The 14,855-nt window shown below is 68.8% G+C and carries 15 protein-coding genes; 8 read left to right on the plus strand and 7 right to left on the minus strand.

Going from position 1 to position 14,855, the window contains the following annotated elements:
- Positions 1-14: 14 nt before the first annotated feature.
- Positions 15-1,172, minus strand: coding sequence for a citrate synthase family protein (locus tag AC3WLC_RS11670; protein WP_493684088.1), 1,158 nt, complete (start codon positions 1,170-1,172; stop codon positions 15-17).
- A gap of 97 nt (positions 1,173-1,269) precedes the next feature.
- Here AC3WLC_RS11670 and AC3WLC_RS11675 point away from each other — a divergent pair, with 97 nt between their 5' ends.
- Complete coding sequence (locus AC3WLC_RS11675; protein WP_493684089.1) at positions 1,270-2,346, plus strand: citrate synthase/methylcitrate synthase; 1,077 nt, start codon at positions 1,270-1,272, stop codon at positions 2,344-2,346.
- 144 nt (positions 2,347-2,490) lie between these two features.
- Here the strand turns inward: AC3WLC_RS11675 and AC3WLC_RS11680 are convergent, their stop codons facing one another.
- The 5 genes from AC3WLC_RS11680 to hutI all read right to left on the minus strand — a co-directional run bounded on the left by AC3WLC_RS11680 (position 2,491) and on the right by hutI (position 8,415).
- On the minus strand, positions 2,491-3,069 hold the full coding sequence (locus AC3WLC_RS11680) for a HutD/Ves family protein (RefSeq protein WP_493684090.1): 579 nt from the start codon (positions 3,067-3,069) through the stop codon (positions 2,491-2,493).
- A gap of 186 nt (positions 3,070-3,255) precedes the next feature.
- Complete coding sequence (hutU, locus tag AC3WLC_RS11685) at positions 3,256-4,923, minus strand: urocanate hydratase (RefSeq protein WP_493684091.1); 1,668 nt, start codon at positions 4,921-4,923, stop codon at positions 3,256-3,258.
- Positions 4,920-5,729, minus strand: coding sequence for an N-formylglutamate deformylase (gene hutG, locus AC3WLC_RS11690; protein ID WP_493684092.1), 810 nt, complete (start codon positions 5,727-5,729; stop codon positions 4,920-4,922). The genes hutU and hutG overlap by 4 nt, the downstream gene beginning before the upstream one ends.
- Positions 5,726-7,252: a histidine ammonia-lyase gene (gene hutH / locus AC3WLC_RS11695; protein WP_493684093.1), complete on the minus strand. Its 1,527-nt coding sequence runs from the start codon at positions 7,250-7,252 to the stop codon at positions 5,726-5,728. The genes hutG and hutH overlap by 4 nt, the downstream gene beginning before the upstream one ends.
- The gene (gene hutI, locus AC3WLC_RS11700; RefSeq protein WP_493684546.1) at positions 7,249-8,415 is read right to left on the minus strand and encodes an imidazolonepropionase; all 1,167 of its coding nucleotides are present in this window, start codon (positions 8,413-8,415) and stop codon (positions 7,249-7,251) included. The genes hutH and hutI overlap by 4 nt, the downstream gene beginning before the upstream one ends.
- Positions 8,416-8,575: 160 nt before the next feature.
- Here hutI and AC3WLC_RS11705 point away from each other — a divergent pair, with 160 nt between their 5' ends.
- Positions 8,576-9,943 carry a formimidoylglutamate deiminase gene (locus AC3WLC_RS11705; RefSeq protein WP_493684094.1) on the plus strand — a complete coding sequence of 456 codons (1,368 nt, stop codon included), beginning with the start codon at positions 8,576-8,578 and terminating at the stop codon, positions 9,941-9,943.
- A gap of 13 nt (positions 9,944-9,956) precedes the next feature.
- Positions 9,957-10,706, plus strand: a complete 750-nt coding sequence (gene hutC / locus AC3WLC_RS11710) for a histidine utilization transcriptional repressor HutC (RefSeq protein ID WP_493684095.1) — start codon at positions 9,957-9,959, stop codon at positions 10,704-10,706.
- Positions 10,707-10,751: 45 nt separating this feature from the next.
- Here hutC and AC3WLC_RS11715 read toward each other — a convergent pair whose 3' ends face one another.
- On the minus strand, positions 10,752-11,021 hold the full coding sequence (locus AC3WLC_RS11715) for a YMGG-like glycine zipper-containing protein (protein WP_346360817.1): 270 nt from the start codon (positions 11,019-11,021) through the stop codon (positions 10,752-10,754).
- Between the two features lie 393 nt (positions 11,022-11,414).
- Here AC3WLC_RS11715 and AC3WLC_RS11720 point away from each other — a divergent pair, with 393 nt between their 5' ends.
- The 5 genes from AC3WLC_RS11720 to AC3WLC_RS11740 all read left to right on the plus strand — a co-directional run bounded on the left by AC3WLC_RS11720 (position 11,415) and on the right by AC3WLC_RS11740 (position 14,845).
- Positions 11,415-11,798, plus strand: coding sequence for a PRC-barrel domain-containing protein (locus tag AC3WLC_RS11720; protein ID WP_244543758.1), 384 nt, complete (start codon positions 11,415-11,417; stop codon positions 11,796-11,798).
- Positions 11,799-12,031: 233 nt separating this feature from the next.
- Positions 12,032-12,919 carry a transglutaminase-like domain-containing protein gene (locus tag AC3WLC_RS11725; protein ID WP_493684096.1) on the plus strand — a complete coding sequence of 296 codons (888 nt, stop codon included), beginning with the start codon at positions 12,032-12,034 and terminating at the stop codon, positions 12,917-12,919.
- A gap of 1 nt (position 12,920) precedes the next feature.
- Entirely contained in the window at positions 12,921-13,916 is a 996-nt protein-coding gene (locus AC3WLC_RS11730) for a diacylglycerol/lipid kinase family protein (RefSeq protein WP_493684097.1), read from the plus strand.
- 8 nt (positions 13,917-13,924) lie between these two features.
- On the plus strand, positions 13,925-14,641 hold the full coding sequence (locus AC3WLC_RS11735; RefSeq protein ID WP_493684098.1) for a phosphatase PAP2 family protein: 717 nt from the start codon (positions 13,925-13,927) through the stop codon (positions 14,639-14,641).
- Positions 14,642-14,692: 51 nt separating this feature from the next.
- Positions 14,693-14,845 carry a hypothetical protein gene (locus AC3WLC_RS11740; protein ID WP_493684099.1) on the plus strand — a complete coding sequence of 51 codons (153 nt, stop codon included), beginning with the start codon at positions 14,693-14,695 and terminating at the stop codon, positions 14,843-14,845.
- Positions 14,846-14,855: the final 10 nt, after the last annotated feature.

Below are 14,855 nucleotides of genomic sequence, written 5' to 3' on the forward strand. Positions count from 1 at the left end.
GGTAGCCTGATCGGTTACCTCGGCCCACTGCCTTCGATCGGTGCCGGCCCGACATAGCGGGCGCGCGGGCGGATCAAACGGCCGGTCTCGTTCTGCTCCAGCGCGTGGGCGAGCCAGCCGGTGCAGCGCGCTGCGGCGAAGATCTGGAATGGCGCCGTCTCCGGCAGCTCCAATTTCGCCGCTAGCGCCGAGAGTGCGAAGTCGATGTTCGGCTCCTCGCCCGTCAATGCCGCGATCGCGGCCTGCGCCTGCGCATAGGCCGGCGGCGGCTCGAACGCCGCGAACAGCGCTCGCGCCCGCGGATCGCCATCGGGATAGATCGGATGGCCGAAGCCCGGCAGCTTGGTGCCGGCCTCCAGTCTCGCGGTGATCGTGGTCTCCAGCCCGTCGCGCGCGGTGTCCCGCATCAACGCGAGCACGCGCGGCGCGACGCCGCCATGGGAGGGGCCGGAGAGGGCGGCGAGCCCGGCCAGGGCGCAGGCCGCGAGCGAGGCGCCGGTCGAGGCGGTGACGCGTGCCGCGAAGGTCGAGGCGTTGAGCTCATGGTCGGCGAGCAGGACGAGCGCCCGCCGGACCGGCTCGGCGCCTTCAGCCTCGCAGCCCCAGGCCCGCGCCAGCCGGGCATGGATCGGCCCTTCGCCCGGTCCGCCGGCGATGGCGTCGACCAGCGTGTCGAGCACGGCGGCGGCTTCCAGATAGAGCGCCTTCTTGGCCCGTCCCGCCATCGGCCGGTCGGTCGCGGTACGGGCCGCGATCACCGCGAAGATGCGCGCCAGCGGCTCGCCGGTGGGGACCACGGTCGCCAAAGGCGGGAAGCGTTGCGTGCCGCAATCCCAGAGCAGGCGCGCCACGTCCTCCAGCTTGGCGCCCTCGGCGAGACGCGCCGCGTCTTGGCCGCGATACCAGAGGCCGCCGCGCTCGATCGTGGTGATGGCGGAGGCGAGCACCGGCTCGCCATAGGCGATCGCGTCCTCGGCAATCGCCGCCGGGCGCCGCCCGCGCGCCTTGCGATGCTCCAGCCGGGCGACGTCCTCGGCCCGGTAGAGGCTGCGGCGCGAATCCTCGCCATCGCCCCGTGCCTCGATCAGCCCGCGGCTGACATAGGCGTAGAGCGTCTGCGGCTTCAGCCCGAGGCGCGCCATCGCCTCCTGTGCCGTGAGCCAGTCCTGCATCGCTTCTCCACCAGATATATTGATTATATTGTTCAAGATTGATTGTTGCAACGCACAAGCCGATCCTCGGGATGACTGCTTTTGAGGAGTTCATGTCATGTCCGATGGTCTCGATGACGTCGTCGCCGCCCATACTGTGCTCTCCGAGGTCGACGGCGCTGCCGGTCGCCTGGTGATCCGCGGCCACAGCCTCGCCGAACTCGCCGGCCGCACCAGCTTCGAGGAGATGGCGGCGTTGATGTTCGACGGCTTGCTGCCCGGCCTGCCGCAGGGCCGCGAGCTCTCAGTGGCGCTTGGCAAGGCCCGCGCCGATCTCTTCGGCATCGTCGAGCGCACCGCGCTTTCGGCCGATCTCGGACCGGTCGAGGCCATTCGCGCCTGGACAGGACAAATCGCCGATGGCGAGGGATCCGAGACCGCGCTGCACCTGCTCGCCGCGCCGGCTGTCTTCACTGCCGCCGCCGTCCGCAAGGGGCGTGGCCTTGCCCCGATCGCGCCCGATCCGGCGCTGTCGCAGGCGGCCGACACGCTGCGCATGCTGCGCGGCGAAGCGCCGAGCGCGGCCCAGGCCGCGGCGCTCGATACCTATCTCGTCACGGTCGCCGATCACGGCCTCAACGCCTCGACCTTCGCCGCGCGCGTCGTCGCCTCGACCCGGGCCGGGCTGGTCTCGGCCGTGCTCGCCGGGATCAGCGCGCTGAAAGGGCCGCTGCATGGCGGCGCGCCGGGGCCGGTGATCGAGATGCTCGATGCGATCGGCGAGCCGGCCAATGCTCGCGCCTGGCTCGAAGATGCGCTCGATCGCGGCGAGCGGCTGATGGGCTTCGGCCACCGCATCTACCGCGTCCGCGATCCGCGTGCCGATGCGCTGAAGCAGGCGATCGCCAAGCTCGGGGCCGATGCCGGGCGCTTGCGCCATGCCGAGGCGGTCGAGCAGGCGGCGCTCGCCATCCTGCGCGAGCGCAAGCCCGGCCGTTCGCTCGAGACCAATGTCGAGTTCTATACGGCGCTGCTGCTGGAGGCACTAGGTTTCCCGCCCGAGGCCTTCACCTGCGTCTTCGCGCTCGGCCGCACCACCGGCTGGCTCGCCCATGCCCGCGAGCAGATAGAGACCGGCCGCCTGATCCGGCCGCAATCGGTCTATGTCGGCCCGCAGCCGAGGCAGGCGGCTTGAGTGTCGCACGCGGAATCCCCTCTCCTGTAAGGAGAGGGGTAGGGGTGAGGTGTAGGCACTCAGACCAGCGTCGCGAACGCTGACCGCGCGGTTAGGCGGGGGCTCGCGATATCTCTCCCGAACACCTCACCCTGCCCTCTCCTTTCAGGAGAGGGTTCCCCGCGCCTCCGTCGTCAGCCAAACGGCATAAAGCTCAACCTCACCGCCGCTCACTGTAAGCTCGACATGCCCCGGCGTGTCGAGCAGCGCACTGTCGCCGGCGGGAAGCGTCGCGCCATTCACCTGCCAATCGCCCTTGCGGGCGACCAGCACCAGCAGGCCCTCGGCCGCGCTGAGCGAACCGGCGCCGGAGAGACGCTCGACCCGGTGCCGCCAGCGGCCGCGCCGGCTCATCACGTTGAGGTCGTCGATTGGCCCGTCGACCAGCAGCCCGTCGACCGCGCGGTCGGCGGCGAAGGGGTAAGGGGCGCTGCCGCGATCGAGGCTGACGCGCTCGCCGTCGCCGAAGGCCAGCGTGATCCCGGCCCCGGTCAGCACCGACAATGTCCGGTCGATGCCGGGGAAGGACGAGAACGGCCCGTCCTGCCCGACATGGGCCATGCTGATGCGCCAGTCGAAATCGCTCAGCGAGGCGCCTTCCGGCGCCACCGCGATCTCGGTGGTCGTCCCACCGCCGTTCTTCCACGGCATGACCAGGCAGTCGGCGGCGCGGATGATGCGCATGAGGTGTCCTCGACCTTGAAGTTCATCGACGCCGTCATTCCGGGGCAGGCCAATAGGCCTGAGCCCGGAACCCAGAACCGATGCCATTGCCGAATGAGGCTGCCGACGTCTGAGCTTCACATTGGGCGATATCGGTTCTGGGTTCCGGGTTCTCCGCTGCGCGGAGCCCCGGAATGACAGGAGGGGTTAGCCCAGGATGCCGGGCAGGTTCAGGCCCTTCTCCCGGGCGCAGTCGAGCGCGATGTCGTAGCCGGCATCGGCATGGCGCATCACGCCGGTGGCGGGGTCGTTCCAGAGCACGCGCGACAGGCGGGCGGCTGCGTCATCGGTGCCGTCGGCGCAGATCACGACGCCCGAATGCTGCGAGAAGCCCATGCCGACGCCGCCGCCATGATGCAGCGAGACCCAGGTCGCGCCGGACGCCGTGTTGAGCAGGGCGTTGAGCAGCGGCCAGTCGGAGACCGCGTCCGAGCCGTCCTTCATTGCCTCGGTCTCGCGGTTCGGCGAGGCGACCGAGCCGGAATCGAGATGGTCGCGGCCGATCACGACCGGCGCCTTGAGCTCGCCGGTCCTGACCATCTCGTTGAAGGCGAGGCCGAGCCGGTGGCGGTCGCCGAGGCCGACCCAGCAGATCCGCGCCGGCACGCCCTGGAACGCGATGCGCTCGCGCGCCATGTCGAGCCAGTTGTGCAGGTGCTTATTGTCGGGCAGCAGCTCCTTCACCTTGGCGTCGGTCTTGTAGATGTCCTCCGGGTCGCCCGAGAGTGCGGCCCAGCGGAACGGGCCGATGCCGCGGCAGAACAGCGGGCGGATATAGGCCGGCACGAAGCCCGGGAAGGCGAAGGCGTTCTCCAGCCCCTCGTCCTTGGCGACCTGGCGGATGTTGTTGCCGTAGTCGAAGGTCGGGATGCCCATGTCCTGGAAGGCGATCATCGCCTCGACATGCTCGCGCATCGAGGCGCGGGCCGCCTTCTCGACGGATTTCGGATTGGCCTCGCGCGCCTGCTTCCACTGGCCCATGGTCCAGCCCTTCGGCAGGTAGCCGTTGACCGGGTCATGTGCCGAGGTCTGGTCGGTGACCATGTCCGGCCGGATGCCGCGGCGGACCATCTCGGGCAGGATCTCGGCGCAGTTGCCGAGCAGGCCGACCGACTTGGCCTCGCCGTTCTTCGTCCAGCGCTCGATCATCGCCAGCGCTTCGTCGAGCGTCTCGGCCTTCTCGTCGAGATAGCGGGTGCGCAGGCGGAAATCGATCGAGTCCGGGTTGCACTCGACGGCGAGGCAGGAGGCACCGGCCATCACCGCGGCGAGAGGCTGAGCGCCGCCCATGCCGCCGAGGCCGCCGGTCAGCACCCATTTGCCCTTGAGGTTGCCGGCATAATGCTGGCGCCCGGCCTCGACGAAGGTCTCGTAGGTGCCCTGCACGATGCCTTGCGTGCCGATATAGATCCAGGAGCCGGCCGTCATCTGGCCGTACATGGCGAGCCCCTTCTTATCGAGCTCGTTGAAATGGTCCCAGTTCGCCCAATGCGGCACGAGGTTGGAATTGGCGATCAGGACGCGCGGCGCATCCTTGTGCGTGCGGAACACGCCGACCGGCTTGCCGGACTGGACCAGCAGGGTCTCGTCGGCCTCGAGCTGGCGCAGGGCCGCGACGATGCGGTCGAAATCCTCCCAGGAGCGGGCGGCGCGGCCGATGCCGCCATAGACCACGAGCTCCTGCGGGTTCTCGGCGACGTCCGGATGCAGGTTGTTCATCAGCATGCGCAGCGGCGCTTCGGTCAGCCAGCTCTTGGCGCTGAGCTCGGTGCCGGTGGCGGGGCGGATGACGCGGGTGTTGTCCAGGCGGGTCATGGCTTGCTCCGTTCGAGCTGGGTGGCAGCGACGAGCGCGGCCTCGATCATGGCGGAAAGGGTGGCTTGCAGGCTGGCGGCCTTGCCCGGAGCGAAAGTCCAGGGCGCGGCTTCGTCGTCGAGATAGGCGGAGAGCGCGATCTCCATCTGGAGCGCGTGCACATGGTCGGCCGGTTGGCCGTAGTGGCGGGTGATCCAGCCGCCCTTGAAGCGGCCGTTGACCACTTGCGTGAAGGCGCTGCCGGCCATTGCAGCGGTCGCAGCAGCCTCGACGGAAGGCGCGGCGCTGGCGCCGGAGTTGGTGCCGAGGTTCAGCGTCGGCAACGTGCCCGGGAAGAGGCGCGGGATCACCGATTTGATCGAATGGCAGTCCCAGAGCAGGCAGAAGCCGTGTTGCGCCTTGGCGTGTTCGATCTCGGCGGCGAGCGCGGCGTGATAGGGCGCGAAATAGGCCTCGCGCCGGCGGGCGATCTCGGCTTCGTCCGGTGCCGTATTCCAGATCGACGCGCCATCGAAGGTGGTCGTCGGCACCAGCTCGGTCGTCGCCTGGCCGGGATAGAGCGAGACGCCTGCCGGGTCGCGGTTGAGGTCGATGACGAAGCGCGAGAGCCCGGCCTCGACGACGGTCGGCTGGAAGCGCTCGGCGAAGCCATAGAGCTGGCGCATATGCCAGTCGGTGTCCTCGACCAGTTTTCCGCGCGCATTGAGCTGCGCCGCGACCTCGGCCGGCAGGCCGGTGCCGGGATGCGGCATCGACAGGACCAGCGGCGAGGAGCCGCGCGTGACGGAGACGATGTCGTCGCTCATGCGGAGAGCTCCGCGAAGCTGTCGACGCCGGCGGCCTTGCCGAGCGCGCCCGAGAGCACGAGTTCCGTCGCGGCGGCGAGGTCCGGCGCGAGATAGCGGTCCTCGGTCAATGGCGCGATCTTTTCGCGGATCAGCGCCAGCACCGGCTCCAACCGCGGCGAGGTCTTGAGCGGCCGGTGATGCTCGATCGCCTCGGCGGCAGCCATCAACTCGACCGCGATGATGCTCGCCGCGTTCTTCGCCATCTCGATCAGGCGGAAGGCGCCATGCGTCGCCATCGAGACATGGTCTTCCTGGTTGGCCGAGGTCGGGATGGTGTCGACGGAAGCCGGATAGGCCCGCTGCTTGTTCTCGGAGGCCAGCGCTGCGGCGGTCACCTGCGCGATCATGAAGCCGGAGTTGAGGCCGGCATCGCGGGCGAGGAAGGGTGGCAGGCCGCTCATGACGGGGTCGACCAGCAGCGCGATGCGGCGTTCGGCGAGGTTGCCGATCTCGCAGACCGCCATCGCCAGCATGTCGGCGGCGAAGGCGACCGGCTCGGCGTGGAAATTGCCGCCCGAGACGATCTCGCCGGGGCCGAGCACCAGCGGGTTATCGGTGACGGCATTGGCCTCGATCGCGAGCGTCGCCGCGGCATTGCCGAGGAGATCGCGTACCGCGCCCATCACCTGCGGCTGGCAGCGCAGCGAATAGGGGTCCTGTACCTTGCTGTCGCCGAAGCGGTGGCTCTCGCGGATCTCGCTCCTGGCGATGAGGTCGAGCAGCAGGGCCGCGACCTTGATCTGGCCGGGCTGGCCGCGCAGCTGCTGGATGCGCGGATCGAACGGGGTATCCGAGCCCTTCAGCGCATCGACCGAGAGCGCGCCGGCGATCAGCGCGGCATCGAAGACGCGAGCGACGCTGGTGAGCCCGGTCAGCGCCAGCGAGGCCGAGACCTGCGTGCCGTTGATGAGGGCGAGGCCTTCCTTGGCGCCGAGTGCCAGCGGCGCCTGTCCGATACGCTTCAGCGCATCGGCCGCCGGCAGCACTTCGCCCTTCAGCCTGATCTCGCCGACGCCCATCAGCGCCGCGGTCATATGCGCCAGCGGGGCAAGGTCGCCGGAGGCGCCGACGGAGCCCTTGGCCGGCACCACCGGCAGTGCGCCGGCCTTGAGCGCGCCGACCAATGCCTCGACCACGACGGGGCGCACGCCAGAGGCGCCGCGCGCCAGGCTCGCCGCCTTCATGGCGAGGATCAGCGCGACGACGTCGTCCGGCAAAGCAGGGCCGGTGCCGACCGCATGCGACAGGATGAGATTGCGCTGCAAGGTCGACAGATCGGCATCGGCGATGCGCACGCTGGCGAGCTTGCCGAAGCCGGTGTTGACGCCATAGGTCACGGTGCCGGCCGCGACGATGTCGTCGACGATCGCCTGGGCGCCGGCGATCGCGCCGGTTTCGGTCAGGGCGACGGTGGCGCCGTCGATGACATGACGCCAGTCGGCGAGGCGGGCCTTGCCGGGGGTGAGCGAGAGCGTGGTCATTGTCCGTTCCGGATGCGGGTGTGAAGCGGGTTGAAGCCGATGCGGTAGGCGAGCTCGGCCGGACGCTCGATCTCCCAGATGGCGAGATCGCAGGCCTTGCCGGCCTCCAGCGTGCCGATCTCGTCCTGAAGGCCGAGGGCGAGCGCCGCGTTGCGGGTCATTCCGGCCAGCGCCTCCTCCGGCGTCAGCCGGAACAGGGTGCAGCCCATGTTCATGGTCAAAAGCGGCGAGGTCAGCGGCGAGGTGCCGGGATTGGCGTCGGTGGCGAGCGCGATCGGCACGCCATGCTGGCGCAGCAGCTCGATCGGTGGCTTCACCGTCTCGCGCAGGAAGTAGAAGGCGCCCGGCAGCACCACTGCGACCGTGCCGGCCTTGGCCATGGCGATCACGCCAGCCTCGTCGAGATGTTCGAGATGGTCGGCCGAGAGCGCGCCGAAGCCGGCCGCCAGCGCCGCGCCGCCGAGATTGGAGAGCTGCTCGGCATGGATCTTGACGGGCAGTCCCTTCGCCTTGGCCGCCATGAAGACGCGGGCGGTCTCATCGGGCGAGAAGGCGATGCCCTCGCAGAACACGTCGACGGCGTCGGCGAGCTTCTGCTCGGCGATGGCATCGAGCATCGGGCCGCAGACGAGGTCGACATAGTCGCTCTGCTGGCCCTTGAATTCGGCCGGCACCGCATGGGCGCCGAGGAAGGTGGTCTGCACGCCGACCGGGCGCTCGCGGCCGAGCCGGCGGGCGACGGCCAGGACCTTCACCTCGCTGTCGACATCGAGCCCGTAGCCCGACTTGATCTCGACGGTGGTGACGCCCTCGGCGATCAGTGCGGCGAGGCGCTTGTCGGCGCTGGCGAAGAGCTCGTCCTCGCTCGCCGCGCGCGTTGCTTTCACGCTGGAGACGATGCCGCCGCCGGCGCGGGCGATCTCCTCATAACTCGCGCCCTTCAGGCGCAGTTCGAATTCATGCGCGCGGTCGCCGCCATAGACCAGGTGGGTGTGGCAATCGATCAGGCCCGGCGTGATCCAGCGCCCTTCGCAATCGATCACCTCGGCCTGGCCAATGCTCGAGACTTCGCTGCTCGGGCCGGCGAAGACGATGCGGCCATTGCGGGCGATGACGATGCCGTCGTCGATCGCGCCATAGGGCGTGCCCGCATCGGCGACCATGGTCGCGAGCCGGGCATTGGTCCACACTCGGTGGCTGGGGGAAAGGGTCGCCGCCACGTCGCCTCCTCTCGACTTCGTTCTTGTTACGATTATGCTAGACAATTGCATATGCAAATAGCAAGCTCCATTTGCATATGCAAATAAAAAAGGGACAGCCCGCGTGACCGGACACACGACACTGCATCTCGCCCAGGCGCTCCTGCCCGAGGGCTTCGCCGAGAACGTCACGCTGACGCTCGATCATGGAGTGATCATGTCGGTCGCGGCCGGGCAGGCGGCTCCCGCGGGGGCGACGCAGCTCGCCGGGCTTGCGCTTCCCGGGCTGCCCAATCTGCACAGCCACACCTTCCAGCGCGGCATGGCCGGCCTGGCGGAGCGCCGCGGCGCGTCCGAGGATTCGTTCTGGACCTGGCGCGAGGTGATGTACCGCTTCCTCGACCGGCTCAGCCCCGAGGACGTCCAGGCGATCGCGGCGCAGGCCATGGTCGAGATGCTGGAGGGCGGCTTCACCGCGCTCGCCGAGTTCCACTACCTCCATCACGACAAGGACGGCACTGCCTATGCCGACATCGCCGCCATGGGTGGGGCGATCGCGGCGGCGGCTGGGGAGACCGGCATCGGCCTGACCCTGCTGCCGGTGCTCTATCGCTACGGCAATTTCGGCAAGGCGCCGGCTGCGCCCGGCCAGCGCCGCTTCCTCAATGACCGCGATGCCTATGCGCGCCTGATCGAAGGCAGCGAGAAGGCGGTCGCCAGCCTTTCCGATGCCCGCGTCGGCATGGCGCCGCACTCGCTGCGCGCGGTGGCGCTCGAAGACCTGGATTGGGTCGCGGAGCTGCGCAAGGACGTACCTTTGCACATCCATGTCGCCGAGCAGACCCGCGAGGTCGAGGACAGCCTCGCCATCACCGGCCGCCGCCCGGTCGAGCTCCTGATGCAGAACACCGCGGTGAACGAGCGCTGGTGCCTGATCCACGCGACGCATCTCAGCGATGCCGAGCGCGACGCCATGGCGCTCTCCGGCGCGGTCGCGGGCCTGTGCCCGATCACCGAGGCCAATCTCGGCGACGGCATCTTCGACGGCGTTCGCTATCGCGAGAAGGGCGGGCGCATCGGCGTCGGCAGCGATTCCAATGTCGAGATCGGTGCAGGCGGCGAACTGCGCTTGCTCGAATATTCGCAGCGCCTGCGCGATCGCCGGCGTGCGCTCTGGGCTGAAGCAGGCGTCTCGGCCGGCCTCAGGCTCTGGCAGGATGCCTGCGCCGGCGGCGCCCAGGCCTGCGGGCGCAGCATCGGCGCGATCGCCGTCGGCCACCGCGCCGACCTCGTCACGCTCGATGCCGAGCATCCCGCCATCGTCGGCAAGGGCGGCGACTTCGCCCTCGACAGCGCGATCTTCGCGGCGCCGGCCCTGCCGGTCGCGGAGGTGATCGTCGGTGGAAAGCCTGTGGTCAGCGGCGGCAGGCACATTGACCGCGCCCGCATCGCTGCCCGCTATGGCCAGGTGATCCGCAATCTCCTCGCTTGATCCGAAGGGAGCCATGTCCACCACTCAGATCGACGCCGTGACGCTGGACGGAGCCGGGCCGCTCTACGACCAGATCCGCCGCGCCATCCGCGATCTGATCCTCGCCGGCACCTGGCCGCCGGGGACGGGAGTGCCGCCCGAGCACGCGCTGATGGAGAAGCTGGGCGCCTCGCGCATGACCGTGCACCGGGCGCTGGCGCAGCTCGCCCGCGAGGGTTTGATCCTGCGCCGGCGCCGCTCGGGCACGGTCGTGGCGAGCCCGCCGGCGAGCCATGCCATGCTCGACATCCTCTCTATCCCGGAGGAGGTCGAAGAGCTCGGGCAGGCCTACAGCTATCGCATCCTGCAGCGGCGCGACGGCAAGGCGTCGCGCGAGCTCGCCGCCCGCTTCGAGCTCGGCCGCTCGGCCAACGTCGCGCATCTCACCTTGCTGCATTCCGCTGATGGCGCGCCGCATGTGCTGGAAGACCGGGTGATCCACCTCTCGGCCATGCCGCAGGTCGTCGACGAGAGCTTCGCTCAGACGCCTCCGGGCGACTGGCTCCTCAAGCACAGCCTATGGTCGCAGGCAGAGCACGCGATCAGCGCCGTCGCGGCCGGGCCGGAGGAAGCGGAACTGTTGAAGATCGATGCAGGCGCGCCCTGCCTGTTGGTCGAGCGCCGGACCTGGAATCAGTCCGAGCCGATCACGGCCGTGCGGCTGCTCTATCCCGGCGGCCGCCATCGTTTCGTCGGCCGCTTCGGGCCTTACGGGGCGGTGTAAGGGCCGAATGGCGGGCAGCGCCCGCCATTCGCGAGGTCTTTCCGATCAGCAGGCGTAGCGCACGCTCCGGCCCCATTCGTCACGGCCATAGCAAACCCGATCCGGCGTCGTCGCATTGCCGATGATCGCGCCGCCGGCACCGCCGATCGCAGCGCCCGCCAGTGCACCGCCGGCCCGGCCGGTCGCGGCACCGCCGATGATCGCGCCGGCCCCGGCCCCGATCAGCGCACCGGTCGCGGTTCTTTCCTCGCGTGGCGTGCAGGCGCCGAGCGCGGTCACGGCGGCGGCGACAAGGAGGAGTTTCTTCATCGTCATCGGGCGTTTCCTTTTCTTGGTGGCGAGGACCGACCGCTCCATGAAGCGGCGTGCAAGAGCGAGCTTGGGAAGGTTGTCGGCATGTCCTCGTACTGGTCGTGCTGCAGGCACAGAGTGCGACGGTGCCGCATTTGGCGTGCGCCTGCCGCATGTATCGCGCCGCCTGAAGCCGCGCGCTCGATCCACCGTCCAACCGCGCTCGTCGGCATTTGTTCCATGTCTCGGCCGCCTGCTCCGTTCGCGGCGTGCTTCGGCAGCTCGGGAATGCACTATATGGCCCTTCTGGCGACGACGTGATTTTTTGTCGCTCGCGTCGGGAACTCCGCCGCTGCCGCCGGGTTGATGGAGCGTGCCGGTCTCACGCCGGCCCATCAGATATGCATGGAGGGACCGATGAGCGCTACGATGACCGCAGCCTCTCACGCCGCCAACCCGCTGATCGCCGGCGCGCGTGTCGCTGGCACCGATGTCTACAACACCGCCGGCGAGCATCTCGGCTCGATCTACGACGTCATGCTCGACAAGGCGACGGGCAAGGTCGCCTATGCGATCATGTCCTTCGGCGGCTTCCTCGGCCTCGGCGAGAAATACCACCCGATCCCGTGGAGCATGCTCGACTATGATGTCGACAAGGGCGGCTATGTCGTGCCGCTGACGCGCGAGAAGCTCGAGGCGGCGCCAATGTACGGTGCCGACGGCGAGCCCGATTGGCACGACAAGGAGTATGGCAAGCGCGTGCACGATTATTACGGCACCATGCCCTACTGGATGATGTGAGAGCGCGCCGCAGGGCCTGCGTTCCACACAAAGGCGCAACTCGCGGCGATCGCTATCCCCCCAGCCGGATCGTCGTGATTGCGTGGTGCGGGCCGAAAGGCCCGCACCTTTTTTATGCGCATTTTCAGATGAATCATGGGGGAACTTCGGCCGGGGCTGTGCGTCATTGAGTGCCGGCCGGGGAGCATCCCGCCGCGGCGGGGCGGCTCACATCGCGCAGCGTCGAGGTCATCATGCACATCCGCTACGGCTACCGGATCGAGCTCGTTTGCGAGCAGCCGATCGCCCTGCTCACATTGCTCGACGTCCATCCCTCGCGCCGGCACGATCTGATCCGCCCCGACGAGATGCGTGTCACCGCGTTGCGGCGGCCGGACAGGCCGATCGCGATCGCCCAGCATCTTGATCCGTTCGGCAATATCTGCCGTCGCTTCACCGTGCCGGCAGGCGGTGTGATGCTCGCATGCGACGGTGTCGTCCATGACGGCGGCGAACCTGATCGCGTCGATCCCGGCGCGACGGAGGTCGCACCGGCGGACCTGCCGGACGAGGTCCTGCCCTATCTGCTCGGCAGCCGCTATTGCGAGACCGATCGGCTCGCCGACACCGCCTGGCAGCTGTTCGGCCAGGTCGAGCCGGGTTGGGCGCGCGTTCAGGCCGTCACCCAGTTCGTCCACAACCACATCAGCTTCGGCTACGCCTTCGCCCGCAACACCCGCACTGCGTTCGAGGCGTTCAACGAACGGATCGGGGTCTGCCGGGACTTCGCGCATCTGGCGATCGCCCTGTGCCGCTGCCTCAACATCCCCGCGCGCTACTGCAACGGCTATCTCGGCGATATCGGCGTCGCGCCCGACCCGGCGCCGATGGATTTCAATGCCTGGTTCGAGGTCTGGCTCGGTGGGCGCTGGCACAGCTTCGACGCCCGTCACAACCAGCGTCGCATCGGCCGGATCGTCATTGCCCGCGGGCGCGATGCCACCGACGTGCCGATGCTCACCTCCTTCGGTTTGCACTCGCTGCGGCGCTTCGAGGTGATCACCGAGGAAGTCGAGGACGAACCATTGCGTGCTGTGGCCCGCCTTGTTCCCGCCAGAAGGGACGCCCATATCGCCGCCTGAGATGGCGAACACCTCGGACCCGTTACTCGAACTCGACACGCAGGCGCAGCAGCGGTGCTTTCGCGTCATCGCCAATGCGCGGGCCGGGACGGTGCTGGAAGCCGGCGCGGAGAGCTTCGCGCGCCGCATCGAGGCCGCCTTCGCGGCCGCCGGCTGCCGCGCCGATGTCGAATTGGTGCCACCGCGCCGATTGCAGGAACGCTTGCGGGCAGCCGTCGCCGACGAGGCGGTGACGACGGTGGTCGCCGGCGGTGACGGCAGCATAAACGGGGCGCTGCCGGTCCTGGTCGGATGCAAGCGGCCGGTCGGTGTGCTGCCGCTCGGGACCGTCAACGTGCTCGGCCGCGATCTCGGCCTCATCGGCACGCTCGAAGAGCAGATCACCGCGATCTGCACCGGTGAGTCGGTCGCGATGGACCTAGGCAGCGTCGACGGCCGCCTGTTCCATTCGATCTCGGGCATGGGCTTCTTCAGCCTGATGGCGCGCCAGCGCGAATATGCGCGTCGCCGCTTCCCGTTCAGCCGCCTCGTCGCCTTCCTCTTCGCGGCGACGCGTTCGATCCTGTTCACCCGCGCGATCCGTATCGAAATGGAGATCGCCGGCGAGCGCCGGCAGGTCCAGGCCGATGCGGTCCTTGTCACCGTCAACCAGTTCGACGGCGCCGAATGGCGCCGCAATCGCCTCGACGGCGGCGAGTTCGAGGTCCATGTCCTCGATACCGGCGGCTTGCTGTCACGCGCCAAGGCCGCCTTCTCGATGCTGACCGGCGGCTGGCGCAACTCCCATAATCTCATCTCCCTCACCGGCACGTCGGTGACGATCATCCGTCGCGACAAGCGCCGCGGCCATGTCACCTTCGACGGTGAGGTCGAGCGTCGCGCTAGCCCCTTCACCTACCGATTGCTGCCAGGCGCCCTGCATGTGATCGCCGCTCGGCCGGTCGAGATCGAGGCCGAGTCGGAGCCGCATCCGGCCGAGCACATGTTCCCGTCATGAGGCCTTCGATGTTCCTGCTCCAGCCGCGCTTTCTCCTGCCTGTCGCGGCGACCTTCGGTTTCATCGGGCTGGCCTTCTATGTCGCGTCCGACGGCAGCTCGGCGCTCGACAGCGCGTTGGTGATGCTGTTCCGCGACCCGGCGAACCCGTCGCTGCCGATCGGCCCGGCCTGGTTCCGCGAGATGATGCGCGACCTGACCGCGCTGGGCAGCTTCATCGGGCTCGGCATCGCGACCGTGATCGCGACGCTGACTCTGCGGCTCTGCGGTCATCGCACGCTCGCTTTCGGGCTGGTGCTCAACGTGCTGGCGGCGGTAGCGGCGAGCACGCTGCTGAAACTGGCTTTCGGGCGTGAGCGGCCGGACATCGTCGAGCACGCCGCGCTGACCTTCACCGCGAGCTTCCCGAGCGGTCACGCCTTCCTTGCGGCGGTCGTGCTGCTCAGCATCGCCAGCTTCGCCGGCATCGCATCGCGTCGCGCCGACATCGCCCGGCTCTGCCTGTGGGTGGCCTGGGCGCTGATCATCGCGATCGGCGTGAGCCGGATCTATCTCGGCGTGCATTGGCCGAGCGACGTACTCGGCGGCTGGTGCCTTGGGGTAGCCTGGTCCAGCCTCGCCACCTTCCTGATCGGGCGTCTCGCTGCCCGCTTCGAGGTGAATCTCGCCCAGGCCATCGCAGCCCGCAGCGAGCCCCAGGCTGAGCAGGTCGGAACCGGGCGCTGACGTCGGCGTTGATGGGGGCGCCGTGCCGGCGCACCTGCAACGGAGTTCCTGATGACGCTGTCCCGCAACACGCTTGTCCTGCTGATCGGCTTGCTCGTCCTCGGCCTGGGGGCCGTCAGCTACGCGCTCTATCAGGAGAAGAAGCAGCCGGATGGCGTCGAGATCTCGGTCGGCAAGAACGGCCTGTCGATCAAGGAGAAGTGAGCAGGTCGGC

The organism is Allobosea sp. GW821-FHT03A12 (genome assembly GCF_058986765.1).

Bases quoted from the DNA above. Each gene is read 5' to 3' on its own strand.
- AC3WLC_RS11725 (WP_493684096.1), top strand. From the start codon at position 12,032: ATGCACATCCGCTACGGCTACCGGATCGAGCTCGTTTGCGAGCAGCCG.
- hutU (WP_493684091.1), bottom strand. From the start codon at position 4,923: ATGACCCGCCTGGACAACACCCGCGTCATCCGCCCCGCCACCGGCACC.
- AC3WLC_RS11715 (WP_346360817.1), bottom strand. From the start codon at position 11,021: ATGACGATGAAGAAACTCCTCCTTGTCGCCGCCGCCGTGACCGCGCTC.
- AC3WLC_RS11740 (WP_493684099.1), top strand. From the start codon at position 14,693: ATGACGCTGTCCCGCAACACGCTTGTCCTGCTGATCGGCTTGCTCGTC.
- AC3WLC_RS11675 (WP_493684089.1), top strand. From the start codon at position 1,270: ATGTCCGATGGTCTCGATGACGTCGTCGCCGCCCATACTGTGCTCTCC.
- AC3WLC_RS11730 (WP_493684097.1), top strand. From the start codon at position 12,921: ATGGCGAACACCTCGGACCCGTTACTCGAACTCGACACGCAGGCGCAG.
- hutC (WP_493684095.1), top strand. From the start codon at position 9,957: ATGTCCACCACTCAGATCGACGCCGTGACGCTGGACGGAGCCGGGCCG.
- AC3WLC_RS11680 (WP_493684090.1), bottom strand. From the start codon at position 3,069: ATGCGCATCATCCGCGCCGCCGACTGCCTGGTCATGCCGTGGAAGAAC.
- hutG (WP_493684092.1), bottom strand. From the start codon at position 5,729: ATGAGCGACGACATCGTCTCCGTCACGCGCGGCTCCTCGCCGCTGGTC.
- AC3WLC_RS11670 (WP_493684088.1), bottom strand. From the start codon at position 1,172: ATGCAGGACTGGCTCACGGCACAGGAGGCGATGGCGCGCCTCGGGCTG.
- hutI (WP_493684546.1), bottom strand. From the start codon at position 8,415: ATGGTCGCCGATGCGGGCACGCCCTATGGCGCGATCGACGACGGCATC.
- hutH (WP_493684093.1), bottom strand. From the start codon at position 7,252: ATGACCACGCTCTCGCTCACCCCCGGCAAGGCCCGCCTCGCCGACTGG.
- AC3WLC_RS11720 (WP_244543758.1), top strand. From the start codon at position 11,415: ATGAGCGCTACGATGACCGCAGCCTCTCACGCCGCCAACCCGCTGATC.
- AC3WLC_RS11735 (WP_493684098.1), top strand. From the start codon at position 13,925: ATGTTCCTGCTCCAGCCGCGCTTTCTCCTGCCTGTCGCGGCGACCTTC.